This window comes from Nocardia wallacei (assembly GCF_014466955.1).
In the GTDB taxonomy this organism is placed as follows: Bacteria; Actinomycetota; Actinomycetes; order Mycobacteriales; family Mycobacteriaceae; genus Nocardia; species Nocardia wallacei.
Map to the genome: position 1 here is coordinate 5,778,418 of NZ_AP023396.1, position 23,126 is coordinate 5,801,543.

Annotated in this window: 21 protein-coding genes and 1 tRNA gene; 15 read left to right on the top strand and 7 right to left on the bottom strand. The window is 68.5% G+C overall.

Annotation, left to right across the window (positions count from 1 at the left end; translation table 11 throughout):
- Positions 1-37: 37 nt before the first annotated feature.
- The 4 genes from NWFMUON74_RS25520 to NWFMUON74_RS25535 all read right to left on the bottom strand — a co-directional run bounded on the left by NWFMUON74_RS25520 (position 38) and on the right by NWFMUON74_RS25535 (position 1,801).
- Positions 38-112: transfer RNA gene (locus NWFMUON74_RS25520), tRNA-Val, on the bottom strand.
- A 63-nt stretch (positions 113-175) separates the two neighbouring features.
- A complete protein-coding gene (locus NWFMUON74_RS25525; protein ID WP_187684320.1) occupies positions 176-640 on the bottom strand; it encodes a peroxiredoxin in 465 nt (154 codons plus the stop codon).
- A gap of 99 nt (positions 641-739) precedes the next feature.
- The gene (locus NWFMUON74_RS25530; RefSeq protein WP_187689416.1) at positions 740-1,099 is read right to left on the bottom strand and encodes a DUF3052 domain-containing protein; all 360 of its coding nucleotides are present in this window, start codon (positions 1,097-1,099) and stop codon (positions 740-742) included.
- Between the two features lie 141 nt (positions 1,100-1,240).
- Positions 1,241-1,801, bottom strand: a complete 561-nt coding sequence (locus NWFMUON74_RS25535; protein WP_232110596.1) for a hypothetical protein — start codon at positions 1,799-1,801, stop codon at positions 1,241-1,243.
- 243 nt (positions 1,802-2,044) lie between these two features.
- Here NWFMUON74_RS25535 and aceE point away from each other — a divergent pair, with 243 nt between their 5' ends.
- The 7 genes from aceE (at position 2,045) to NWFMUON74_RS25570 (ending at position 11,035) form a co-directional block, all read left to right on the top strand.
- Positions 2,045-4,924, top strand: coding sequence for a pyruvate dehydrogenase (acetyl-transferring), homodimeric type (gene aceE / locus NWFMUON74_RS25540; RefSeq protein ID WP_232111217.1), 2,880 nt, complete (start codon positions 2,045-2,047; stop codon positions 4,922-4,924).
- Positions 4,925-5,000: 76 nt separating this feature from the next.
- Positions 5,001-6,299 (top strand): PucR family transcriptional regulator, encoded by a 1,299-nt coding sequence (locus NWFMUON74_RS25545; RefSeq protein WP_187689418.1) that lies wholly within the window; start codon positions 5,001-5,003, stop codon positions 6,297-6,299.
- Positions 6,300-6,427: 128 nt separating this feature from the next.
- Positions 6,428-7,342: an ACP S-malonyltransferase gene (locus tag NWFMUON74_RS25550; RefSeq protein ID WP_187684322.1), complete on the top strand. Its 915-nt coding sequence runs from the start codon at positions 6,428-6,430 to the stop codon at positions 7,340-7,342.
- A 130-nt stretch (positions 7,343-7,472) separates the two neighbouring features.
- Positions 7,473-7,775, top strand: coding sequence for a meromycolate extension acyl carrier protein AcpM (gene acpM / locus NWFMUON74_RS25555; protein ID WP_187684323.1), 303 nt, complete (start codon positions 7,473-7,475; stop codon positions 7,773-7,775).
- Positions 7,776-7,787: 12 nt separating this feature from the next.
- Positions 7,788-9,038: a KasA/KasB family beta-ketoacyl-ACP synthase gene (locus tag NWFMUON74_RS25560; RefSeq protein ID WP_187684324.1), complete on the top strand. Its 1,251-nt coding sequence runs from the start codon at positions 7,788-7,790 to the stop codon at positions 9,036-9,038.
- 130 nt (positions 9,039-9,168) lie between these two features.
- Positions 9,169-10,614: an acyl-CoA carboxylase subunit beta gene (locus tag NWFMUON74_RS25565; RefSeq protein WP_187684325.1), complete on the top strand. Its 1,446-nt coding sequence runs from the start codon at positions 9,169-9,171 to the stop codon at positions 10,612-10,614.
- 181 nt (positions 10,615-10,795) lie between these two features.
- The gene (locus NWFMUON74_RS25570; RefSeq protein ID WP_187684326.1) at positions 10,796-11,035 is read left to right on the top strand and encodes a hypothetical protein; all 240 of its coding nucleotides are present in this window, start codon (positions 10,796-10,798) and stop codon (positions 11,033-11,035) included.
- A gap of 75 nt (positions 11,036-11,110) precedes the next feature.
- Here the strand turns inward: NWFMUON74_RS25570 and NWFMUON74_RS25575 are convergent, their stop codons facing one another.
- From NWFMUON74_RS25575 to NWFMUON74_RS25585, 3 genes are all read right to left on the bottom strand, one after another.
- Positions 11,111-11,644: a DUF3145 domain-containing protein gene (locus tag NWFMUON74_RS25575; RefSeq protein WP_187684327.1), complete on the bottom strand. Its 534-nt coding sequence runs from the start codon at positions 11,642-11,644 to the stop codon at positions 11,111-11,113.
- A 94-nt stretch (positions 11,645-11,738) separates the two neighbouring features.
- Complete coding sequence (locus tag NWFMUON74_RS25580; RefSeq protein WP_187684328.1) at positions 11,739-12,572, bottom strand: serine hydrolase domain-containing protein; 834 nt, start codon at positions 12,570-12,572, stop codon at positions 11,739-11,741.
- A 65-nt stretch (positions 12,573-12,637) separates the two neighbouring features.
- The gene (locus NWFMUON74_RS25585) at positions 12,638-13,702 is read right to left on the bottom strand and encodes a phosphotransferase family protein (protein WP_187684329.1); all 1,065 of its coding nucleotides are present in this window, start codon (positions 13,700-13,702) and stop codon (positions 12,638-12,640) included.
- 142 nt (positions 13,703-13,844) lie between these two features.
- Here NWFMUON74_RS25585 and pabB point away from each other — a divergent pair, with 142 nt between their 5' ends.
- From pabB to NWFMUON74_RS25625, 8 genes are all read left to right on the top strand, one after another.
- Positions 13,845-15,968 carry an aminodeoxychorismate synthase component I gene (gene pabB, locus NWFMUON74_RS25590; RefSeq protein ID WP_232110597.1) on the top strand — a complete coding sequence of 708 codons (2,124 nt, stop codon included), beginning with the start codon at positions 13,845-13,847 and terminating at the stop codon, positions 15,966-15,968.
- Positions 15,969-16,038: 70 nt separating this feature from the next.
- Entirely contained in the window at positions 16,039-17,658 is a 1,620-nt protein-coding gene (locus NWFMUON74_RS25595; protein ID WP_187684330.1) for a TerD family protein, read from the top strand.
- Positions 17,659-18,143: 485 nt separating this feature from the next.
- The gene (locus NWFMUON74_RS25600; protein ID WP_187684331.1) at positions 18,144-20,174 is read left to right on the top strand and encodes a helix-turn-helix transcriptional regulator; all 2,031 of its coding nucleotides are present in this window, start codon (positions 18,144-18,146) and stop codon (positions 20,172-20,174) included.
- Positions 20,175-20,553: 379 nt separating this feature from the next.
- On the top strand, positions 20,554-20,934 hold the full coding sequence (locus tag NWFMUON74_RS25605; protein ID WP_187684332.1) for a hypothetical protein: 381 nt from the start codon (positions 20,554-20,556) through the stop codon (positions 20,932-20,934).
- Positions 20,931-21,695 (top strand): F0F1 ATP synthase subunit A, encoded by a 765-nt coding sequence (atpB, locus tag NWFMUON74_RS25610; protein ID WP_187684333.1) that lies wholly within the window; start codon positions 20,931-20,933, stop codon positions 21,693-21,695. Before NWFMUON74_RS25605 ends, atpB begins: the two co-directional genes overlap by 4 nt.
- A 55-nt stretch (positions 21,696-21,750) precedes the next feature.
- Positions 21,751-22,008, top strand: coding sequence for a F0F1 ATP synthase subunit C (locus NWFMUON74_RS25615; RefSeq protein ID WP_187684334.1), 258 nt, complete (start codon positions 21,751-21,753; stop codon positions 22,006-22,008).
- Between the two features lie 6 nt (positions 22,009-22,014).
- Positions 22,015-22,524: a F0F1 ATP synthase subunit B gene (locus NWFMUON74_RS25620; protein ID WP_187684335.1), complete on the top strand. Its 510-nt coding sequence runs from the start codon at positions 22,015-22,017 to the stop codon at positions 22,522-22,524.
- Positions 22,521-23,096 carry a F0F1 ATP synthase subunit B family protein gene (locus tag NWFMUON74_RS25625; protein WP_187684336.1) on the top strand — a complete coding sequence of 192 codons (576 nt, stop codon included), beginning with the start codon at positions 22,521-22,523 and terminating at the stop codon, positions 23,094-23,096. Before NWFMUON74_RS25620 ends, NWFMUON74_RS25625 begins: the two co-directional genes overlap by 4 nt.
- The last annotated feature ends 30 nt before the right edge of the window (positions 23,097-23,126 follow it).

Genomic DNA, 23,126 nt, shown 5'->3' on the forward strand with positions numbered 1-23,126 from the left:
TGGGGCAGAAGTGAAACGGAATGACCAGCGAATTTGCTGGTGGGCGCAGAGGGGTTCGAACCCCCGACCGCTGGTGTGTAAAACCAGTGCTCTACCACTGAGCTATACGCCCGAGTCCGCGCCCGCCGGGAAGAAGCGGGACGGAGGTGCTGGTTGCCCGAAAGCTTGCAGCGGGTTACGAATCTAACGCAGCGAGGGCTTTCTCCCAAGCTGCCTGGTCACGGGGCTCGCCGGGGCCGTTCATTTCGGAGAAGCGGATGATGCCGTCCTTGTCGACGACGAAGGTGCCGCGGTTGGCGAAGCCGGTTTTGTCGTTGAAGACGCCGTAGGACTGGGCTACGGCGCCGTGCGGCCAGAAGTCCGAGAGCAGGGGGAAGGTGTAGCCCTGCTCCGCGGCCCAGATCTTGTGGGTGGGCGGCGGGCCGACGGAGATCGCGAGGATCTCGGCGTTGTCGTTCTGGAACTTCGGCAGCTCGTCGCGGACCTTGCACAGCTCGCCCTGGCAGATACCGGTGAACGCCAGCGGGTAGAACACGATCAGGACATTCTTGTGCCCGCGGTAGTCCGAGAGGCTGACGTCCTGGTTGTTCTGGTCCTTCAGCGTGAAATCCGGTGCGGCCGTGCCCTCTTCGAGTGGCATGCGCGGTCCTCCTGTGATCGATGCGGCGTCCACGATCCCGGCGTGGGGGCAGCGGCGGGCAGCACGGACCCACCCCCACAACCTTAATCGAACCGCCGGTCAGCGCTGCTTCGAGGGCGTCTTGGGCTGCATGAGCTTGGTGCCGGTCCAGTCGCCCAGGCTCACCGGTGTGGTGGAGGTCAGGCCGGCCGTGGGGGCCGACTCGGCGATCTCGCTCGGATCCACATGGCCGGGCTGTCCGGTCTTGGGGGTCAGCACCCAGATCACGCCGTCGTCGGACAGCGGGCTGATGGCATCCATCAGCTCGTCGGCGAGATCGCCGTCACCGTCTCGCCACCACAGCATGACGACGTCGACCACCTCGTCGGTGTCATCGTCCCAGCCCAGTTCTTGGACCACCATTCCGTGAGAGATGCCAAGCTTCTGAGCGTTGTTCTGCGCGTCCGCCGCGGCGACCACGGTGGTGTCCTCCTCAACTGCCGACAATAGATAGGTGCAAGCGAACATGGTTATCGGCCGCAGCGCAAGCCGATCCGCCCAAATACATTCCGAAATGTCGCGTAACGAGCCGTATCGTCCGAGGTCGGACCGGTAAGCCGGTCACCGTGCGGGACAAGCATTCCGCACCGTGTTGAGCGCGTCGTTGACCCGCTTGCTGGCGTCGTTGAGCGGTCCGACGGGTGCGGTGTAGGTCATCTTGCGCGATTCCTCCGCCAGCGCCCGCGCGGCCACCACGTAGTCGGTGAACTTCTGCGCCAGATCCGCCGGTAGCGCTTCGCCCGAGGCGGTCACACGGCTCTCGACCGTGCGGGCCGCGTTCTCCAGGGTCTCCGCCGCGGCGTCGCGCTTGGCGTCCTGATCGGGCGCGTTGGCGTCGTGGGCGTCGACGAACTCGTTGTACTTGGTCACCGCGACACCGGACAGATCGCGGAACGGGCTGCAGTTCTCCGAGACGGCCTTGTCCTGCGCGGCCGCCCGGGCCGAGGAGGTCGCCGCTGCCGACGACGCCGCCATCTCCGTCCGGAACGCTGCCGCGTCCACCTCGTTCACGGTGGCGGTACCGTGGACCGAGCTGGAGCATCCCGCTACCACCAGTCCGGTGCCGACCGCAAGGGTCGCGCACGCCAACCCGAACCCGCGTGGGTTCAGCAGTTTCATCATCCTCCCCGCTTCTCGACCTCGGCGGTTTCCATCGGGTGTTGTTCACGGTGCGCACACCGCAGTTGCCTGGAGAACGGTACTGGATTTCCGGCTGACATGATGACCTGGGACGCATCATCGACAAGGATGTGAGATGCGCCCCACCGTGAGGCACGGACAACCCGCCTACCAGCGCGGCTGTCCGGGGTTAGAGCCATCCGCTTGTCCACCCCTGTACGAGGAGCTTTGATTTTGACAGACGTGATGCACCCGAAGTCGTCGAGTTCCACCGCCAACGGCGCTGCCGCCGATTCGGAGTCGGCACCCGCGCGTCCGGCCGGTGCCCGTGTGCGTGTGATCCGCGAGGGGGTGGCATCGTACCTACCGGACATCGATCCGGAGGAGACCGGCGAATGGCTGGAGTCCTTCGACGAGATGCTCGATCGCGAGGGGCCGGGACGTGCGCGCTACCTGATGCTGCGCCTACTGGAACGCGCCGGTGAGCGCCATGTCGCCATCCCCGCGCTGACCTCCACCGACTACGTCAACACCATCCCCACCGAGAACGAGCCCTGGTTCCCCGGCGACGAGGAGGTGGAGCGCCGCTACCGCGCCTGGATCCGCTGGAACGCCGCGGTCATGGTGCACCGCGCGCAGCGGCCGGGAATCGGTGTGGGCGGCCACATCTCGACGTACGCGTCCTCGGCGGCGATGTACGAGGTCGGCTTCAACCACTTCTTCCGCGGCAAGGATCATTCCGGCGGCGGCGACCAGATCTTCATCCAGGGGCACGCCTCCCCCGGCGTCTACGCCCGCGCGTACCTCGAGGGGCGGCTGACCGAGGACCAGCTCGACGGGTTCCGCCAGGAGTACAGCCACGGCGGCCCGGGGCGCGGGCTGTCGTCGTACCCGCACCCGCGCCTGATGCCCGACTTCTGGGAATTCCCCACGGTCTCCATGGGTTTGGGCCCGATGAACGCCATCTACCAGGCCCGGTTCAACCATTACCTGCACGATCGCGGCATCAAGGACACCTCGGATCAGCACGTCTGGGCGTTCCTGGGCGACGGCGAGATGGACGAGCCGGAGTCGCGCGGCCTGATCCAGGTGGCCGCCAACGAGGCGCTGGACAATCTGACCTTCGTCATCAACTGCAACCTGCAGCGCCTGGACGGCCCGGTGCGCGGCAACGGCAAGATCATCCAGGAGCTGGAGTCGTTCTTCCGCGGCGCGGGCTGGAACGTCATCAAGGTCATCTGGGGCCGTGAGTGGGACGCGCTGCTCAGCGCCGACCGCGACGGCGCCCTGGTGAACCTGATGAACTCCACCCCCGACGGCGACTACCAGACCTACAAGGCCAACGACGGCGCCTACGTCCGCGAGCACTTCTTCGGCCGCGACCCGCGCACCAAGGAATTGGTGAAAGGCCTGTCGGATCAGCAGATCTGGAACCTCAAGCGCGGCGGCCACGACTACCGCAAGATCTACGCGGCCTACGCGGCGGCGCTGGCGCACCAGGGCCAGCCGACGGTGATCCTGGCCAAGACCATCAAGGGTTACGGCCTGGGCAAGCACTTCGAGGCCCGCAACGCCACACACCAGATGAAGAAGATGACGCTGGAGGACCTGAAGGCCTTCCGCGACGTGCAGCGCATCCCGATCACCGACGAGCAGCTCGAGGCCGACCCCTACCTGCCGCCCTACTACCACCCCGGCAAGGACGACCCGGCCATCCAGTACATGCTGGACCGCCGCCGCACCCTGGGCGGTTTCCTGCCCGAACGGCGCTCGGCGGCAAAGCCTCTGCAACTTCCCGGCGACGAGCCGTACCGCTCGGTGCGCAAGGGGTCGGGCAAGCAGAACGTGGCCACCACGATGGCCTTCGTGCGGCTGATGAAGGAGTTGTTGCGCGACAAGGAGATCGGCAAGCGGATCGTCCCGATCATCCCGGACGAGGCCCGCACCTTCGGGATGGACTCCTGGTTCCCTTCGTTGAAGATCTACAACCGCAACGGCCAGTTGTACACGTCGGTCGACGCGGAGTTGATGCTTGCCTACAAAGAGAGCCAAGTGGGCCAGATCCTGCACGAAGGCATCAACGAGGCCGGATCGACCGCCTCCTACACCGCGGTGGGCACCTCCTACGCCACCCACGGCGAGCCGATGATCCCGCTCTACATCTTCTACTCGATGTTCGGTTTCCAGCGCACCGGCGACGGCCTGTGGGCCGCGGCCGATCAGCTGGCCCGCGGATTCATTCTCGGAGCAACCGCCGGGCGAACCACGCTGACCGGTGAGGGCCTGCAGCACAACGACGGTCACTCGCTGCTGCTGGCGTCCACCAATCCGGCCTTCGTGGCCTACGATCCGGCCTTCTCCTTCGAGATCGCCCACATCGTGCGCGACGGCCTGCGCCGGATGTACGGCGGCGGCGCTCCCGCACCGGATTCGACGGTGCTGCCCGGCACCCGTCCGCAGATGGCGAACGACACCTTCGGCGGCGAGAACATCAGCTACTACATCACCATGTACAACGAGCCCTACCCGCAGCCGGCGGAGCCGGACGACCTCGACATCGAGGGTCTGCTCAAGGGCATCTACCTGTACAAGCGCGGTGGCGAGGGCGAGGTGCGCGCGCAGCTGCTGGTGTCCGGCGTGACCGTGCCCGACGGGCTGCGCGCGCAGGAACTGCTGGCCTCGGAGTGGGGTGTGCAGGCGGACGTGTGGTCGGTGACCTCGTTCAGCGAACTGCGCAAGGAGGCGCTGGCCAAGGAGATCGCCGCCCTGCGCGAGCCGGGCACCGATCCCGGCGTTCCCTATGTGACACAGGCGCTTTCGCGCGCGGAGGGCCCGTTCGTCGCCGCCTCGGACTGGCTGCGCGCGGTGCAGGACCAGATCCGCAAGTGGGTGCCCGGCGACTACGTCACCCTGGGCACCGACGGCTTCGGCTTCTCCGATACACGCCCGGCCGCGCGACGCGTATTCAATGTGGACGCGCAGTCGATCGTGGTCGCCGCGCTGCAGGCGCTGGCCCGGGCGGGCAAGGTCGACCAGGCCAAGGTCGCCGAGGCCGCGACTCGCTATCGCATCGGCGACGTCGACGCCGCGGAGAAGTCGACCAACACCGAAGACCAGCCGGCGTGAGCGCACCGGGCGCGGGGGCCCGGCCGCCGCGGGAGAGTATGGAGTAGTGGAACGTAAACCGCCGCGGCCGCGCCGGATCACCGACACGTCCTCGTCACACGAGGTATATCTGCCGACCGGCGCCCTCTCGCCGTATCAGCAGACCCGCGATCCGCTGCCGGACACGCTGCTGAAGCGGGTGAAGCAGTTCTCCGGGCGATTGTCCACCGAGGCGATCGCGTCGATGGAGGACCGGCTGCCGTTCTTCGGTGATCTGGACGCCGCGCAGCGGGCCGGCGTCCAGATGCTGGTGCAGACCGCGGTGGTGAACTTCCTGGAATGGCTGCAGGACCCCGAGAGCGATATCCGGTTCAGCCTGGACGCTTTTCAGGTGATCCCGCAGGATCTGGCGCGGCGGCTCACTCTGCGCCAGACCGTCGACATGGTCCGGGTGGCCATGGAGTTCTTCGAGCAGTGGCTGCCGGCGCTGGCCCGCAACGACCGGCAGCTGGTGGCGCTGACCGAGGCGGTACTGCGCTACGGCCGCGAACTCGGTTTCGCCGCGGCCTCGGTGTACGCCAGCGCCGCCGAGTCCCGCGGCGCGTGGGACACCCGGCTGGAGGCGCTGGTGGTCGACGCCGTTGTGCGCGGAGACACCGGGCCCGAAATGCTCTCGCGCGCGGCCACATTGAACTGGGACGCCACCGCGCCGGCGACGGTGCTGGTCGGCATACCCCCGAGCGACCAGGTCACCGTGGTCGGCTCGGTGCACACCCTCGCCGCCCGGCACGGCCGCGCCGCGTTGGCGGTCATCCAGGGATCGCGGCTGGTCATGGTGGTGAGCGGGAATCTCGGCGACATCGGCTATCCCTCCCCGTTCCTGGTCGATCTGCTGGCCGAGTCGTTCTCCGAGGGGCCGGTGGTGATCGGCCCGACCACCCGCACGCTGTCGGCCGCGCACGTCAGCGCGGTCGAGGCGATGGCCGGGATGGAGGCGGTGGTGGGCTGGCGCGGGGCGCCGCGGCCGGTGCACGCCTCCGAACTGTTGCCCGAACGGGCCCTGCTCGGAGATCGTGCTGCGGTCGAGGCTCTCAACGAGTATGTTGTGCTACCGTTGGCCGCCGCCGGATCGGCCTTGGCCGACACCCTCGATGCCTATCTCGATTGCGGCGGAGCCGTCGAGACGTGTGCACGCCAGCTGTTCGTTCATCCAAATACGGTCCGCTATCGGCTGAAGAGAATCGCCGATATCACCGGCCGTGATCCGATGAATCCGCGCGACGCGTACGTGCTCCGGATCGCCGCCACAGTAGGTCGTCTGACACGAACTCGTAACGAATCACCAACTTCCGCCCCAGAAGCCTCTCCGGCCACGTTTTACGAAGATGGGATGTAACGACTCCGGGGAACCGGTCGATCCCGGCGGTCCACTTGCCGTTTTGTGGGGTCCACACAAAACCCGTCCGGAAGCTTCATCGGCGTCGACATCTCGCCGGAGGCCCTCCACGGTGTTTTGTTAGAGGCGTGATCGCGTTGTACGCCCCAGGACAGGGCTCCCAGACACCCGGCATGCTCGCGCCTTGGCTCGATCTTCCCGGCGCGCGTGACCGTCTCGAACTGTGGTCCAAGGCTTCCGGCCTGGACCTGGTGCAGCTCGGCACCACCGCCACCGCGGACGAGATCAAGGACACGGCGGTGACCCAGCCGCTCGTGGTCGCCGCGGCGCTGCTCGCCTACGCGGAGATCTCCGACGAGTCGTTTCCGGCGGACACCATCGTCGCCGGCCACTCGGTCGGTGAGTTCGCCGCCGCGGCCATCGCCGGGGTCATCACCCCCGACGAGGCCGTGACGCTGTCGGCCATCCGCGGCGCGGAGATGGCCAAGGCCTGCGCGCTGGAACCGACCGGCATGTCGGCCGTGCTCGGTGGCGACGAAGCCGCCGTGCTCGACCGGCTCGCCGAACTCGACCTCGTCCCGGCCAACCGCAACGCGGTGGGCCAGATCGTGGCGGCGGGCCGCCTGGACGCGCTGGCCGAGCTGGCGGCGAACCCGCCGGAGAAGGCACGCGTCCGCGCGCTGCCCGTGGCCGGCGCCTTCCACACCGGGTTCATGGCTCCGGCCCAGGACGCCGTGGCCGAGGCCATCGCCCAGATCACCCCGGGCGAGCCGACCCGGACCCTGCTGTCGAACTTCGACGGTCAGCCGGTGACCTCCGGCCGTGACGCCGTCGACAAGCTCGCCGCGCAGGTCACCCGGCCGGTACGGTGGGATCTGTGCACCGAGACGGTGCGCGCGGCAGCGGTCTCCGCGGTGGCGGAGCTGCCACCGGCCGGAACCCTGGTGGGCATCGCCAAGCGGGAGCTCAAGGGCACCCCGAATCTGGCCCTGAAGACCCCCGAAGATATCCCCGCGTTGGCCGAACTGTCGGCAAACGGTTAGCTTTCCACGCGGTGCGCAACGATGCGGCCGCGAACGGGACGGACGGAAACGCCCGGCCGTCTCGGATCGACAAAGAAAACAGACCGAAAACCAATCGGACCCCCGAGAGTAATAAGAAGGGAGCCACCAAGTGGCCGCTCTGACCCAGGAACAGATCGTCGAAGAGCTCGGCAAGATCATCGAAGAGGTGACCGGCATCGAGCCCTCCGAGGTGACGATCGAGAAGTCCTTCGTCGACGACCTGGACATCGACTCGCTGTCGATGGTCGAGATCGCGGTGCAGACCGAGGACAAGTACGGCGTGAAGATCCCCGACGAGGATCTCGCCAGCCTCAAGACCGTCGGTGACGCGGTCAACTACATCCAGAAGCTCGAGGCCGAGAACGCTGACGCGGCCGAGGAGCTCAAGGCCAAGTTCGGCCAGGGCGAGTAAGGGCCCGATACCGTGACCACTCCTTCCACCTTGAACGGGAACTTTCCCAACGTCGTCGTTACGAGCCTGGCGGCGGCCACGTCGATCGCGGGCGACGTCGATACGACGTGGAAGGGTCTCCTCAACGGCGAGAGCGGCATCGACGTTCTCGACGGGGACTTCATCGAGGAGTACCAGCTCCCGGTGCGCATCGGCGGCCGGATCAAGCTCAATCTCGAGGATGAGATCCCGCGCGTCGAGCGTCGGCGCATGTCCTACGTCGAACAGCTGGCGTTCGCCCTCGGCAAGAAGGTCTGGGAGAACGCCGGCGCGCCGGAGGTCGACAAGGAGCGTCTCGGCGTCGCCATCGGCACCGGCCTCGGCGGCGGCGACGCGCTCATCGACTCGGTCGACAAGCTGAAGAACGGTGGCTACCGCAAGATCTCGCCGCTGGCAGTTCAGATGGTCATGCCGAACGGGCCGTCCGCCGTGGTGGGTCTGGAACTGCAGGCCCGGGCGGGAGTGGTCACACCGGTCTCGGCGTGTTCGTCGGGTTCGGAAGCCATCGCGAACGCGTGGCGGATGATCGTCATGGGCGACGCCGACATGGTCGTCACCGGCGGCGTCGAGGGTTACATCGACGCGGTGCCGATCGCGGCGTTCTCCATGATGCGGGCGATGAGCACGCGCAACGACGATCCGAAGGCGGCCTCGCGGCCGTTCGACAAAGATCGTGACGGCTTCGTCTTCGGCGAGGCCGGCGCGCTGATGGTCATCGAGACCGAGGAGCACGCCAAGGCGCGCGGGGCCACCATCCACGCGCGGCTGCTGGGTGCGGGCATCACCTCGGACGGTTTCCACCTGGTCGCACCGGATCCCTCGGGTGACGGCGCGGCGCGGGCCATGCAGCGCGCGATGCGTTCGGCGGGACTGTCGCCGCAGGACATCACGCACATCAACGCGCACGCGACCGCCACACCGATCGGTGACACGGCGGAAGCGAACGCGATCACCAAGGCCGTCGGCGACCACGCCTCGGTCTACGCGCCCAAGTCCGCCCTGGGCCACTCGATCGGCGCCGTCGGCGCCCTCGAGTCGGTGCTCACCGTGCTCAGCATCCGCGACGGCATCGTGCCGCCCACGCTGAACCTGGAGAACCAGGACCCGGAGATCGACCTCGACATCGTGCACGGCGAGGCCCGCCGTCAGGAGATCGAGTACGCGATCAACAACTCGTTCGGTTTCGGTGGGCACAATGTGGCGCTCGCCTTCGGCCGGTACTGACACGTAGCGGTCAATTCCACAGCGATCCCGGTGGGGTTTCCGGTAGCGGACAACCCGCGAAAACCCCACCGGGGCTTCCACATTCGCAGCCGCGTGAGCGACTCCACATTCCCCTCGAGGAGAGAACGCGATGACCATCATGGCCCCCGCCGCGGCGGACGCCACCACCGATCCCCGCGATCCGCTGGGCCGGTTGCAGCGCTTCTTCGATCCCGGCACCGTTCTCCCGCTACATCCTCGTGACAAGTCCGGCGTGCTGGCCGCGATCGGTGAGGTCGACGGCGTGCGCACCGTCGCCTACTGCTCCGACGCCACCGTCATGGGCGGCGCCATGGGCGTCGAGGGCTGCAAGCACATCGTCGACGCGATCGATACCGCGATCGAATCCCGCATCCCGGTCGTCGGCATCTGGCATTCCGGTGGCGCCCGGCTGGCCGAGGGCGTCGAGGCGCTGCACGCCGTCGGCACCGTATTCGAGGCCATGGTCCGCGCGTCGGGCCTGGTCCCCCAGATATCGGTGGTGGTCGGCTTCGCCGCCGGCGGCGCCGCCTACGGTCCCGCGCTGACCGATGTGGTGATCATGGCGCCCGAGGGCCGCATCTTCGTCACCGGCCCCGACGTGGTGCGGTCGGTGACCGGCGAGAACGTCGACATGGCCACCCTCGGCGGCCCGGTCACGCACGGCAAGAAGTCCGGCGTCTGCCACATCGTCGCCAATGACGAGGACGACGCCATGCACCGCGGGCGCAAGCTGGTGTCGATGTTCGCCGAGCAGGGCGAGTTCGATATGTCGGCCGCCCAGCACGGCGACGTCGACCTGAAGGCGATGCTGCCCGAGTCGGCCAAGCGCGCCTACGACATCAAGCCGATCATCCACGAGCTGCTCGACAATGTCACCAACACCGACGGCGACACCGAATCCTCCTTCGAAGAGCTGCAGGGCGGTTACGCGCGCAGCATCGTCACCGGTCTGGGCCGGCTCGCGGGCCGCACCGTCGGTGTGCTCGCCAACAATCCGCTGCGCATGGGTGGCTGCCTCACCTCCGAAAGTGCCGAGAAGGCAGCGCGTTTCGTGCGGCTGTGCAACTCCTTCGGCATTCCGATGGTAGTCGTCACCGACGTGCCCGGCTATCTGCCCGGTGTCGGCATGGAGTGGGAGGGTGTGGTGCGCCGCGGCGCGAAGCTGTTGCATGCCTTCGCCGAGGCGCAGATTCCGCGGGTCACGCTGGTCACTCGCAAGATCTACGGCGGCGCCTACATCGCCATGAACGCCCGTTCGCTGGGCGCGACCGCGGTGTATGCCTGGCCGGAGGCGGAGGTGGCCGTCATGGGCGCCAAGGCCGCGGTCGGCATCCTGCACAAGAAGGCCATCGCCAAGGCTCCCGAGGAGGAGCGCGAGGCGCTGATCGAGCGGCTCACCGCCGAGCACGAGGCCATCGCCGGCGGTGTCGGCCGGGCCCTGGCCATCGGTGTCGTGGACGAGGTCATCGATCCGGCCAAGACCCGCTCCACCATCGCCGCCGCACTGGCCGCGGCCCCGGCGAAGGCCAGCAACAACAAGAACATCCCGCTGTAAGTGGTTGTGCCGCAAGGGCGGGCGGTCCGGTGAGCCCGGACCGCCCGCCCTTGCGTCGTCTGCCCTGTGGACAACTCGCATGTTGTGGACAACCCCGGTCGCGAGACGGGTAGCCGACCCCTCCGGCGCGTAGGCTCCCAGACGTCCGCACACACATCGCGGCACCACCGAGGGGGATCACATGAACGCGGAAGAACAGCTCGCCGAGATGCGCACCGACCTGCTCGCCGCGCAGGAGGCGCTGGAGCAGGCGCACGACGACTACCGCCGCCTCCGCGACGACTACGTCCTCATGCAGTACGAGCAGATCGCCATCCGGCACGAGGTCATCGAGCTGGACCATCTGGTACGCGAGAAGATGCGGGAAATGGCCGAGGAACTGCGCCTGCTCCGCGGCGACGAGGGCTCGCCGGACGGTTGAGCCTCCCGGCCCACGTCGCGACGCACAGGGGCCTCGGCTCGGTGCGCGTCGTCGCGACGTGGCAGCGGGTCGGGCTCAGCCCACATCCCGGCGCAGCCAGGTGACCTCGGCGCCCTCGCCGCCCCAGCGGAAGGGCTCCAGGTCGTCGTCCCAGGGTGTGCCGAGGGCGTTGTCGATCTCGGCGGCGATCTCCGCGGGGGTGTGGCGGCCGCGCTCCCGCGCGACCCGCACTATTTCCCGCAGGCGGTTTTCCCCCACCATCACGTCGCCGTTGGCGCCCGTGGCACCGCGCCACAGGCCGAGGCCGGGGGCGAAACTGTAGCGTTCGCCGTCGACCCCTTCACTGGGATCCTCGGTGACCTCGAAACGCAGTACGGGCCAGGCCCGCAAAGCGGTAGCAATCCGAGATCCGGTGCCCACCGGCCCGACCCAGTCGGTGGTCGCGCGCAACTGCCCCCGGGCGGCTGGCTGCGATGTCCAGCGCAGTTTCGCGGGGGCCTTCAAGGTCGACGAGAGCGTCCATTCGATGTGCGGGCACAGCGCCGCCGGCGACGCATGGATGTACACGACACCAGACGTCGCGTCAGCGAACTGATTCGATGCGCGCACCTGTACCTCCAGCTTCGACGTAGGACGTCTTCCCCAACATCCCGTCGAGCCGGTGCGTTGCCCGAGTTTACTGGAGTGCCCGGAGTTACGGGTGTTACTTTTCGGCCGTGTCGCGTGACGTCGTGATTTCGTCGATCACCCCGTCGCTGAACGTCGGCCACACCGCGCGGGCCCAGTCGCCGAAGTTCTCGTCGCTGAGCGCCACGCACGCCACCCCGAGGGCCGGGTCCACCCACAGGAAGGTGCCGGACTGCCCGAAGTGTCCGTAGGTGCGCGGCGAGTTGGCGGCGCCGGTCCAATGCGGAGTTTTGTGGTCGCGGATCTCGAAGCCCAGACCCCAATCATTGGGGCGTTGGGTGCCGTACCCGGGCAGCACCCCGTTACGGCCGGGGAATTGCACCTCGGTGGCCTCGGCCAGCGTTTGCGCGGAAAGCAGTGCGGGCCGCAGCAACTCACCGGCGAATCGCAGCATATCGTGCAGTGAGGAGCGTGCCGCATGTCCGGCCGAGCCGGTGAGCACCGAGGATTTCATTTCGAGCGGCTCGAATACCGCCTCGTGCAGGTACTCCGCGAAGTCGATGCCGGTCTGGTCGGTCACGAACTGGGCCAGGCACTCGAATCCGGAACTCGAGTAGATGCGCCGTTCCCCCGGCTCGGCCATGATCACATTGGTGTCGAAGGCCAGCCCGGAGGTGTGCGCCAGCAGATGCCGCACCGTCGACCCCGGCGGCCCGGCCGGTTGGTCCAGTTCGATGGCGCCCTCTTCCACGGCCACCAGAACGGCGTATGCCACAAGAGGTTTGGTCACCGAGGCGAGCGCGAACACCCGCTCCCCGTCGCCCGCCACCGCGATGCCGCCCCGCGGGTCCGCCACCCCGGCGGCGGCATGCCGAACCGGCCACTCCCGAATCTGCTCCAGCGCTCGCACCCGCACGAGCCTACGACCCGCCTCCGTCGCCCTCGCAACCGGATCGGCGTGTCCCGCTGAGAGATTCACTCCATCAGGCCGCGCGCCATATCGAACAGCTCGAGAGTGATGGCGTGCAGGAAATCGCCGACCTGCTTGGGCGCCTTGCCCGCGAAGGCGCGGGCGTGCGTGCCCTCCAGGACGATGCCGAGCTTGAAGCAGGCCAGCACCGTGTACCAGGTGACGTTGCTCAGATCGCGATCGGAGAACCGGCCGTAGTGCTCGATCATCTCCTCCGGCGTCGGCAGTCCGCCCACCTCGCCCAGCTTGCCGATCAGCGCGCCCTTCGTGCCGCCGGGTTCCGGCCGGGTGGCGATCTGCCAGCCCAGGTCCAGCAGCGGGTCGCCGATGGTCGACATCTCCCAGTCCACCAGCGCCGCGACCTCGGGCCCATCGTAGGAGAACATGATGTTCGCCAGGTGGCAGTCGCCGTGCAGGATGCCGGGTCGCCACTCCGTGGGCCGGTTGCGGTCGAGCCAGTCGCCGACCTGCTCCACGCCCGGAATCTCCGGTCCCGGGTAGCCCTCGTTGGCGCTGTAGGACTCGAGTTCGCCCAGCCAGCGTGAGACCTGCCGCTCCAGGAACCCGTCCGGTTTGCCGTAGTCGGCCAGTCCGAGCGCCTGGTAGTCCAGCGAGCCGAGCCGCGCGATCGCCTCCACCGCCGACAGCCCCATCTGCCGCCGCATCTCCGGATCACCGGCGTACAGCGCGGGCAGCTCGTTCTGCGGATTGAACCCGGTGATCGGTTCCATCAGATAGAAGACCGCGCCGAGCACCGACTCGTCGGGACACGCGGCGATCACCTCGGGCGCGCGGACCCCGGTGCCGGTCAGCGCCCCGAGCAGCCGGGCCTCCCGCCGGATCACCTCATTGCTCTTGGGGCGCAAGTGTTTCGGACCCCGGCGCAGCACGTAGTCGCGCCCGCCGCGGGCGAAGCTCAGCATGATGTTCTGGGTGCCGCCGCCCAGTGCCGTCACCTGCTCGAACTCGCCGCCGGGCAGGCCCTGCTCGTCCATCCATTTTCCGACGATGGTGAAGTCGACGACGTCACGGTCCACTTCGGCCGGTTGCACCACAGACATGCCCCACATTCTGCACCAACGACCGCAGGCAACTGAAGGCATATGCCCTCAATGCGGTGTGCGGGCGGTTCGCCCGCACCCGATACGGTGACAGCATGAGCACGACCCGCTCCCGTCGGCACGGGAGCCGCAGCACCCGGTGGTCTCGTCGGTGACCGTTCCGCCCCTGCGCACGCTGCTCGTCGACAACTACGACTCGTTCACCTACAACCTCTATCAACTCATCGCCGAGGTGAACGGCCTCGAACCGGTCGTGGTGCGCAACGACGCGGCCGAGACGCCCCCGCTGTCCGGCTTCGACAACATCGTGATCTCCCCGGGGCCGGGCCGCCCGGACGTGCCCCGCGATTTCGGCATCTCCCACCGCCTCATCGCCGAGGCCGACCTCCCGCTGCTCGGGGTGTGCCTGGGTCACCAGGGCATCGTGCTGGCGGCGGGCGGGTCGGTGACCACGGCCCCGGCCGCACGGCACGGCCACCCCGACCGGATCACCCACGACGGCCGGGACCTGTTCGCCGGGGTGCCCGCCGAATTCATCGCGGTGCGCTACCACTCGCTGTGCGCGGCGCGGCCGACGCCCGACGCCCTGGAGATCACCGCGACCGCCCCCGACGGCGTCGTCATGGGCGTGCGGCACCGCGACCGGCCGCAGTGGGGCGTGCAGTTCCACCCCGAATCCGTCGCCAGCGCGCACGGCGCCACGATCCTGCGCAATTTCGCCCGCCTTACCCGCGACCACGCCGCTCGCCACCGCCCCGGACGACGCCCCGTTCGGGTGTCGGGCGAGACGGCGCGCGCGAGCGTTCCGCGAGCGGAATCGCGAGATCGCGTGGAGTTGCGGGTGCTGCACGACGTGGTGGGGCGCGCGGTCGATGGTGAGGCGGTGTTCGGGGCGCTCTACTCGGCGTCGGCGGAGGCGTTCTGGCTCGACAGTGCCCATGTGGAGCCGGGGCTGGACCGATTCTCCTTCCTCGGGGACGCGTCCGGCCCGCTGGCCGAGGTGGTGCGGTACCGGGTGGGCGACGGGTGCGTGGAGGTGGCGTCGCGGGCGGGGCGGCGCGTGGTCGCCGGGACGGTGCTCGACTATCTCTCCGACGGCCTGCGCCGCCGAACGGCCCGATTGCCAGACGTTCCTTTCGATTTCGCGGGTGGGTACGTCGGCTATCTGGGTTACGAGGTGAAGGCCGACTGCGGGGCCGCCGCCGCGCACCACTCGCCCACTCCCGACGCGCAGTGGATCTTCGCCGACCGCCTGATCGTCGTCGATCACCTCGCGGGACGCACCCACCTGATCGCCCTCGCGGACTCGGATTTCCTTGCGGACCAGCAACATTGGCTCACCGAAACCCGCGCTCTGCTCGGCACGCTGCCCGACTGGGCCGAGCCCGAGCCGCTGCCGCTGCCCGCCGACGAGCCGGAGGTCGCCGCCGGAGCCGGGCGGGGCCGCGAGCGCTATCTGGCCGACATCGAGGAGATCCGGGCGCAGTTGCGCGCCGGGGAGAGCTACGAGGTCAACCTCACCGACACCGTGCACGTCGCCGACGACGCCGACGGCGCGGCAGTGTATCGCCTGCTGCGCCGCTGCAATCCGGCGCCCTACGCCGCCTTCCTGCGCTTCGGCGACGTCGAGGTCGCGTGCTCGTCGCCGGAACGATTCCTGAAGGTGAACCGCACCCGAATGGTGGAGAGCAAGCCGATCAAGGGCACCGCACCGCGCGGGCACACCCCGGCCGCGGACGAGAACCTGCGTCGCGCACTGGAATTGGATCCGAAGACCCGCGCCGAGAACCTGATGATCGTGGACCTGCTGCGCAACGATCTGGGCCGGGTCTGCGAGGTCGGCAGCGTGCATGTGCCCGAACTGATGACCGCCGAGACCTACGCGACCATGCACCAGCTGGTGTCGACGGTCCGCGGCCGATTGCGTCCGGAGGTGGACGTGATCGATTGTCTGCGTGCGTGTTTCCCCGGCGGATCGATGACCGGGGCGCCCAAGCTGCGCACCATGGAGATCATCGACGGGTTGGAAACCGAAGCGCGCGGGGTGTATTCGGGCACCATCGGCTTCCTCGGGCTGAACGGCACGGCCGATCTCAATATCGTCATCCGCACCGCGGTCCGGCACGGCGGGCAGTGGCGGATCGGGGCGGGCGGCGCCATCGTGCTGGACTCCGACGCCCAGGCGGAATACCACGAGATGGCGCTCAAGGCGGCCGCCGCGCTGCGGGCGGTCGCGGCGGCGCGGCGGCCGAACCCCGCCGTGACAACGTCCTGAACACGCGCTCTACCAGCGGCAGCGTCGAATTTCCGGCATGTCGGCACCGCCTGGCATAGTTCGGATCACGATGACAGCCACCCACAGCGGTTCGACGCCGGTACCCACCTCGCTGCTGACCGTGCTGCTCTCCTGGCGGTCGGGGCACGCGGTGGACGCGCATGCCCTGCTGCTGTCGGACAGCGGGCAGGTGCGGTCCGAGCGCGACGCGGTGTTCTTCAACGCGCCCCGGCATCCGTCGCAGGCCGTCACGCTGGATCAGCAGCCGCTGCCGGGCACCGCGCGGCTGTCGGTGTCGCTGCCGCGCACGGCGTCCGAGGTGACCCGGATCGTGGTGGCGGGCTCGGTCGAGGAGGGGGAACTGGCCGAGGTGCCGGGGCTGACGGTCAGCGTCGAGGACGCCGCGGGGCTGGTGGCGCGGGCCGATATCGCGGCCGCGACGGGCGTGCGGGCGATGGTGCTCGGCGAGTTCCATCGGCACGAGGATCGCTGGTGGTTTCGCGGCGGCGGCCCCGGAAAGCCCGGACTCACCGAACTTTTCGTCGTTTTCGGCGTCACGCCCGGCCGCTCCCTCTCACTGCAGCGGACCACCGTCGACGACCGGGTAGGCGAAATCTTCGCCGCCCCAACCGATCCCGATCGCCCCGATTGGCATCCGGACCCCGGCGGCGACGCGCTGCGCTGGTGGGACGGCTCGGCGTGGACCGAGGAGACCGCATCGCGGCGGCCCTCGGATCCGCGCGCCTGTACCCGGTGCGGGCGGCGACGCGGCTGGCGGGTCCTGGGCGCCCCGGCACCGTGCCGGGCCTGCGCCGCCGAGATCGAGGAGTACCTGCGCGGCTGGCGGGTCCGGGCCTGGCGGGTGCTGACCGGCACCGGCCCGCGCTCGCCGGACTGGGACGAGCTGTGGACGGCGCTGCGCTATCGACACATCCCGGCCGACACCGGCCGGGCGGCGCTTCGTGCTCCGGGCTCGGCCTGGCTGGAGCGGCTCACCGCGTTCGCCGAGGTGGACGGCGAGGTCACCGCCGATACCGTGGACGACTTCGAGACGGTCGCCGAGTCGCTGCGGCTCGCCGGCCCGATGGTCGACGAACTGCGCCGCCGGCTGCACCGCGGCCGCACCCTGTCGCGCTTGCGCTCGGGCGTGCTGCCGCACGTACGCGCGACCGACCTGCACCTGGACCCGGAGGAGCGCGTCCACGTCGACGTCGCCGCGATCCGGGTCCGGCAGCTGGCCCGCGGGCCCAAGACCACCGCGGGACGGCTGATCTGCTCGAACAAGAAGCTCCGGTTCGTCGGCCCGGAGGCGGGGGTGGAACTGCCGTGGTCGCGCATCGTGTCCGTCACCGCCGCGGGTGACACCGTCTCGATCTCGGCGACCGCCGCGCGCGGCGGGGCCGACTTCGAGGTCGACGACGCGGAGCTGGTGGCCGCCGCGATGGAGGGTGCGCTGCGGGTGGCCAAACGGCTCGCCCTCGCGCCCGGTCGCCGCGACCGCCGCTCCATCCCGCCGGAGATCAAAGCCGAGGTCTGGCGCCGCGACGGTGGTCGTTGCGGCGAGTGCGGCGCCACCCACTATCTCGAGTTCGATCACGTCATCCCGCTCAGCCGCGGTGGCGCGACGAGCGCGGCGAACCTGCAGATTCTGTGCCGCGCCTGCAATCGCGCCAAAGGCTCACGGATCTGAGGTATTCGATTGACCGACAGGTCACCGGCGAACGGCCGGTCGATCGGATGCGCGCCGCACGCCGTTGTCCGGCACCACCTCCGACACGTGCGCCGTTGCACGTGCCTACCGTCCCGACACCTGTCTGGTACCCGGATTCCCGATCTGCGCGCCCGAAACCTCCCGGCTCCCGGAATCGCTTCCAAGCCGACTGACTGGTTTATTTTCCGAGGCACCGGTCTGCGATCCGGCTACAGTCCAAACTCATTGACGTGTAGCATGATTCACGCGGTGAGCCGCCGTCGGCCAGGGTGGGAAAGCGCCTCGGCGGTCACCATGGATTTGTGCACCGGCTGAATCCGGATGTCCCGCGAGACATCCACTGCCGCAACGATGCCGCTTCTACACACCTGGCTCCTGCCGGGGCCGCCACTCCGTTTCAGTCGGGCACATCCGTCCGATGAAGGGACTGGAGTATGCAGTTGTCGGTCGCTCGGGACCGAGCCGTGGGGGACGAGACAATCACCGCGCCGCCGCGCGGCGGGGATCCGGACCGGCTGCGGGCCGCCGCGGCGGTAGCGGTGCTGGGCGGTGACGCCACCGTCCAGCTGTCGGCCGCGCTGGCCGGGCTGGATTCGGGCCGAATACGCAGCGTCCTAGCGGATTTCGCGGAGGCGGGCTGGGTCGAGCGGGAACGCTTCGCGCATCCGGCGATCGCCGCGCGCGTCCTGCTGGACCTCCCGGACGAGCAGCGCCGCGAACTGCACGGCCGGGCGGCGGAGCTCCTCCACCGCAGTGGATTTCCCTGCACGGTCGTCGCCGGGCACCTGCTGGCGGCCGGCGACGCCCGCAGCACCTGGGCCGCGCGGGTATTGGTGGCCTCCGCCGACCGGGCCCTGGCGAATGACGAAATCGACAGCGCGGCAGAGCAACTCGAATTGGCATACCGGGCCGGTCGACGCGCGGACAGTCGAGCCGCGATCGCCGGGCGGCTCGTCTCGGTCGAGTGGCGGCGCAGTCCCTCCAGCCGCACCCGCAATTTCCGGCGACTCGAGGCGGCGCTCTACACCGGCCGAGTACCCTACGCCGACCTGCCCGCTGCTGTGCTGCACATGCTCTGGCACGGCTGTCACCAGCAGGCCGACCAGGCGCTGGCTCGGCTGGCGCGCGGCCCGGCGGGCACGCTGACCTTCAGCCCGCGCGTCGATTTCCTGTGCGCGTGGCTGCGTTACACCCATCCGCCGCATCTCGAACGACATCACCGGCTGTTCGCGGACCGGGTCCGGATCGGCGCGGGCAGCACCGCCGATCGCGAATCGCCCCATCGGCAGGCCGCCGACCTGCTCACCGCCCTGCGGGTCCAGCACCCGCCCGTCGACCTCGCCGCTGCGGCCCAGCGCCTGCTGGCCTGCCACCACCTCGGCCCCACCACCGTGGAGGCGCTGGTCGCCGCCGTCGACTGCCTCATCCACACCGGCCGCCTCGACACCGCGGACGCCTGGTGCGCCTCGCTGCTCGCCGAGGCGGCGGCCCGGCACGCGCCGACCTGGCGCTCGATCTTCGCCGCCCTGCGCGCGGACGCGCTGCTGCATCGCGGGAATCTCCCCGCGGCCATCGAATACGCCACGCTGGCAGTGGATCTGGTGCCGCCGGAACATCTCGGGGTATGGGCGGGCCGCCCGATCGCGGTGCTGGTGCGCGCGTTCACCGCGCAGGGCGACCACGCCGAGGCCGCCGCCCAGCTGCGCCGCCCGGTGCCCCGCGCGATGCTGGAGTCGCGGTTCGCGCTGCCGTATCTGCGGGCCTCCGGTCACCATTGCCTGGCGGCCGGGCGCCCGGCGGAGGCGCTGCGGCACTTCCGTCACTGCGGCACCCTGATGCGGCAGTGGGGCCTGGATTTCGCCTGGCTGGTGCCCTGGCGCAACGACATGGCGGCGGCCTACCTCGACCTCGGCGAGCGACGCCGCGCCCGGGCGCTGGCGACCGTGCACCTGGAGTTGATCGGCGGGCCGGAGCGGCATCCCAGCGGCGGGGTATCGCTGCGGCTGCTCGCGGCCACCGGAGACGCGCACCACCGGGTACCGCTGCTGCGCCGCGCGGTGACCGTGGCTCGCACGGGTTCCGATCACCTCGAACTGGCCACGGCCCTCGGTGATCTCGCGCACGCTCACCGGTCGATCGGCGACGCCGACACGGCCGGGCCGCTGCTGCGGGAGGCCGTCCGGCTGGCCGAGTCGTGCGGTTCATCCGCACTGGTCCGGCGGCTGCGCGGCGACCGCAACCCGCCCGCCGCGCCGCACCCACCGTTGCGGGCGATGCCGGGCCGCGCCGACGCGCTGAGCCCCGCCGAGCGGCGAGTGGCCGAGCTGGCCGCGCTCGGCAAACGCAACCGGGAGATCGCCGAGCTGCTCGAGATCACCACCAGCACGGTGGAGCAGCACCTGACCCGGGTGTACCGCAAGCTCGCGGTCGCCCGGCGCGGGGAGTTGCGTTTCGTCCTGGCCATACGGGAAACAGCCGAATCGGCCGCCGGATAGAGGTGGGCCGACCGCATTCGTGCGTATTTCGAGATATTAATCCCGATTGTCCGTAATTCTCCATTGATTAGCTTTTCCGGCGGCACCCCGATTCGCGGTGCGGTAGCGAATTGTGCTGATACACGGGGGGTTTCGATCGCGAGTCGAGGGACCGGCCCGGCAACAGGCCGCAATGGATTGCGGCCACGCATGCTGCGAAGTAGCCATTGATTTCCGCGAGGAATGCACCGGAATGGTAGCGGAGCAGTGGCTGCAAAACAATTCAAGATCAACTAAAGAAAGATCAAAAAGCTTGCTACCCAACGAACTTCGCCTGTGTATGCTGAGGATCGATCGAGTTCCCATAACGGAATGGGACGACGCGAGGGCGGTGTCGTAGGTGAATGTCAACAGGCTCCGGATACGCCGTGCGGCCATCGTAGCGATTGCTGTCGGCGTGCTGGCCCTGATGGCGGCGGGCGCATTGGATCATTTGTTGCTGGGTGTATTCACGTGCGTCGGCCTCGGATTGGGCTGGGCGAATGCACGACTCACCTGGTCTTCGGTCACCCGCATAACCCGGTCGGAAACGCCGAGCAAACAGGCCCTGACGGTATCCACCGCCGGACGGCTGTTCGGTATCACGGTGCTTTCCCTGCTGGTGGCGTTCCTGGCGCGTCCCGACGGAATCGGAATCTTCTTCGGACTGGCCGTATTTCAGGTCGTCCTCATTCTCCTCACCGTCGTGCCCGAAGTGAAAGGGCTCCGCCAGCTGCCATGACGACTCCCGCTCTACTGCTCGCCCAGGAAGGCGAGTCCGAACCGAAGATCAAAGTCGGCCACCACGCCGTGGCACACGCCTTCGGCATGGAATTCAATGTCGACACGATCGTGTCCACCTGCGTCGCCGCACTGATCGTCATCGCACTGGCGATCGCCCTGCGTATCAAACTGACCTCCGGCGTACCCAACGGCGTGCAACTGTTCTTCGAAACCGTCACGGTCGGCATGCGTAATCAGGTGGAGAGCGCCATCGGCATGAAGATCGCGCCCTTCGCGCTGCCGCTGGCGGTCACGCTGTTCACCTTCATTCTGCTGTCGAATTGGCTGTCGGTACTGCCGGTGCAGTACGGCGACGGTGAGCTGATCGCTCCCCCGGCCTCCGACGTCAATTTCGTCTACGCGCTGGCATTGTTCGTCTTCGCCTTCTATCAGGGCGCGGGTATCGCCCGGCGCGGGCCGCTCACCCACGGCAAGCTGCTGCTGAAGGGTCATACCGGCTGGGGCCCCATGGTTTTCGTGAACGTCATCGAGGAGATCGCGAAGCCGATTTCGCTCTCGCTGCGGCTGTTCGGCAACATGTTCGCCGGCGGCGTGATGATCTCGGTGATCACGCTGTTCCCCTTCTGGATCAGCTGGGGACCCAACGCCGTATGGAAACTGTTCGACATGTTCGTCGGATTTATCCAGGCGTTCATCTTCTCGCTGCTGACCGTCCTCTACTTCAGCCAATCCATGGCGTTGGAGCACGAGGACCACTGAGCCGAAACCTGATCGGCGCCGCCGGTCGACCAATGTTCGAGAACAGGAAGTGAAAATGGCAGATCCAGCAACCGCGACCATCATCCAGGGCGCTCTCATCGGTGGCGGTCTCATCATGGCCGGCGGCGCCATCGGTGCCGGAATCGGTGACGGTCTCGCGGGTTCGGCGTTGATCAACGGCGTCACCCGGCAGCCGGAGGCCGAGGGTCGGCTGCGCGGCAACTTCTTTCTGACCGTCGGTCTGGTCGAGGCCGCCTACTTCATCAACCTGGCCTTCATGGCGCTTTTCGTATTCGCTACTCCCGGTAAGTAATTCACCATGTCCCCGCGAACAGATGTGGCCGCCGAGGGGAATTTCCTCATCCCCAACGGTACCTTCTTCGCCGAGCTGGCGATCTTCCTGATCGTGCTCGGCGTCATCTGGTTCTTCGTCGTTCCGCCGATCCGGAAGGTGCTGGCGGAACGCGAGAACCGGGTCTCGGAGACCGCGGTCAACAGCAAGGAGGCGAAAGAGACCTTCGCCGAGGCCGAGGCCCGCTATCAGACCGCGCTCGAGAAGGCCCGCGCCGAGGCCGCCGACATCCGCAACCAGGCCCGCGCCGAAGGCCGGGCCATTCTGGAGGAGATGCGCGGCGAGGCGCAGCGGGAGGCCGACGAGATCGTCGCCGAATCCGCCGCGCAATTGCGCGCCCAGGCGGACCAGGTGGCCGCGGAACTTCGTCAGGAGGTCGAGCCCCTGGCTCAGTCGCTGGCCGCACGCGTGGTCGACGGCGATGATCGGCACGCCGGAACGGGTTCCGGCCATCAAACAGGACGGGCGTCGTCATGAAACATCCCAGTGGCGTGCTCGCCGAGGGCGTCTACGACATCACCATCGATTGGCCGGTGTTCCTCAGCCAGCTGTTCGGTTTCGCGGTCATCATCTTCGTGGTCGTGAAATGGGTTGTGCCCCCGGTGAAGACGCTGATGGCTCGGTCCCAGGAAGTCGTGCGCAAACAACTCGAGGAGAGCGAGCAGGCCGCGGTCCGGCTCACCGAGGCCAAGCAGGCCTACGACAACGCGATCGCCCAGGCGCAGGCCGAACTCGAGGTATTGCGGGCCGACGCGAAGGCCGACGCGGAATCCATCATCGCGCAGATGCGCGAGGCGGCCGCTGCGGAAGTCGAGCGGGTGCGCAAGCAGGGTCGCGCGCAGATCCTGCAATTGCGCCGCCAGATGATCCGCGACCTGGAGACCGATCTGGCCGCCGCCATGCTGGAGCTGACCGAGGAGAAGGTCCGCGATCGGGTCAGCACCCCGCAGGCCAAATCGGACAGCATCGAGCGTTTCCTGGAAGATCTGGAGGCGCTGGCCAATTCGGGCAGCGGAGTCGAACGCCAGGTGCAGCCGCGCTGGAACTGAGCACAGCGCCGCCGGGAGCAGTCCGTCCCC

What these genes read in the sequence shown, in the direction of transcription:
- NWFMUON74_RS25525 (WP_187684320.1), bottom strand. Translation starts at nt 640, where the DNA reads ATGCCACTCGAAGAGGGCACGGCCGCACCGGATTTCACGCTGAAGGAC.
- NWFMUON74_RS25535 (WP_232110596.1), bottom strand. Translation starts at nt 1,801, where the DNA reads ATGATGAAACTGCTGAACCCACGCGGGTTCGGGTTGGCGTGCGCGACC.
- aceE (WP_232111217.1), top strand. Translation starts at nt 2,045, where the DNA reads ATGCACCCGAAGTCGTCGAGTTCCACCGCCAACGGCGCTGCCGCCGAT.
- NWFMUON74_RS25565 (WP_187684325.1), top strand. Translation starts at nt 9,169, where the DNA reads ATGACCATCATGGCCCCCGCCGCGGCGGACGCCACCACCGATCCCCGC.
- NWFMUON74_RS25570 (WP_187684326.1), top strand. Translation starts at nt 10,796, where the DNA reads ATGAACGCGGAAGAACAGCTCGCCGAGATGCGCACCGACCTGCTCGCC.
- NWFMUON74_RS25585 (WP_187684329.1), bottom strand. Translation starts at nt 13,702, where the DNA reads ATGTGGGGCATGTCTGTGGTGCAACCGGCCGAAGTGGACCGTGACGTC.
- NWFMUON74_RS25595 (WP_187684330.1), top strand. Translation starts at nt 16,039, where the DNA reads ATGACAGCCACCCACAGCGGTTCGACGCCGGTACCCACCTCGCTGCTG.
- atpB (WP_187684333.1), top strand. Translation starts at nt 20,931, where the DNA reads ATGACGACTCCCGCTCTACTGCTCGCCCAGGAAGGCGAGTCCGAACCG.
- NWFMUON74_RS25615 (WP_187684334.1), top strand. Translation starts at nt 21,751, where the DNA reads ATGGCAGATCCAGCAACCGCGACCATCATCCAGGGCGCTCTCATCGGT.
- NWFMUON74_RS25620 (WP_187684335.1), top strand. Translation starts at nt 22,015, where the DNA reads ATGTCCCCGCGAACAGATGTGGCCGCCGAGGGGAATTTCCTCATCCCC.
- NWFMUON74_RS25625 (WP_187684336.1), top strand. Translation starts at nt 22,521, where the DNA reads ATGAAACATCCCAGTGGCGTGCTCGCCGAGGGCGTCTACGACATCACC.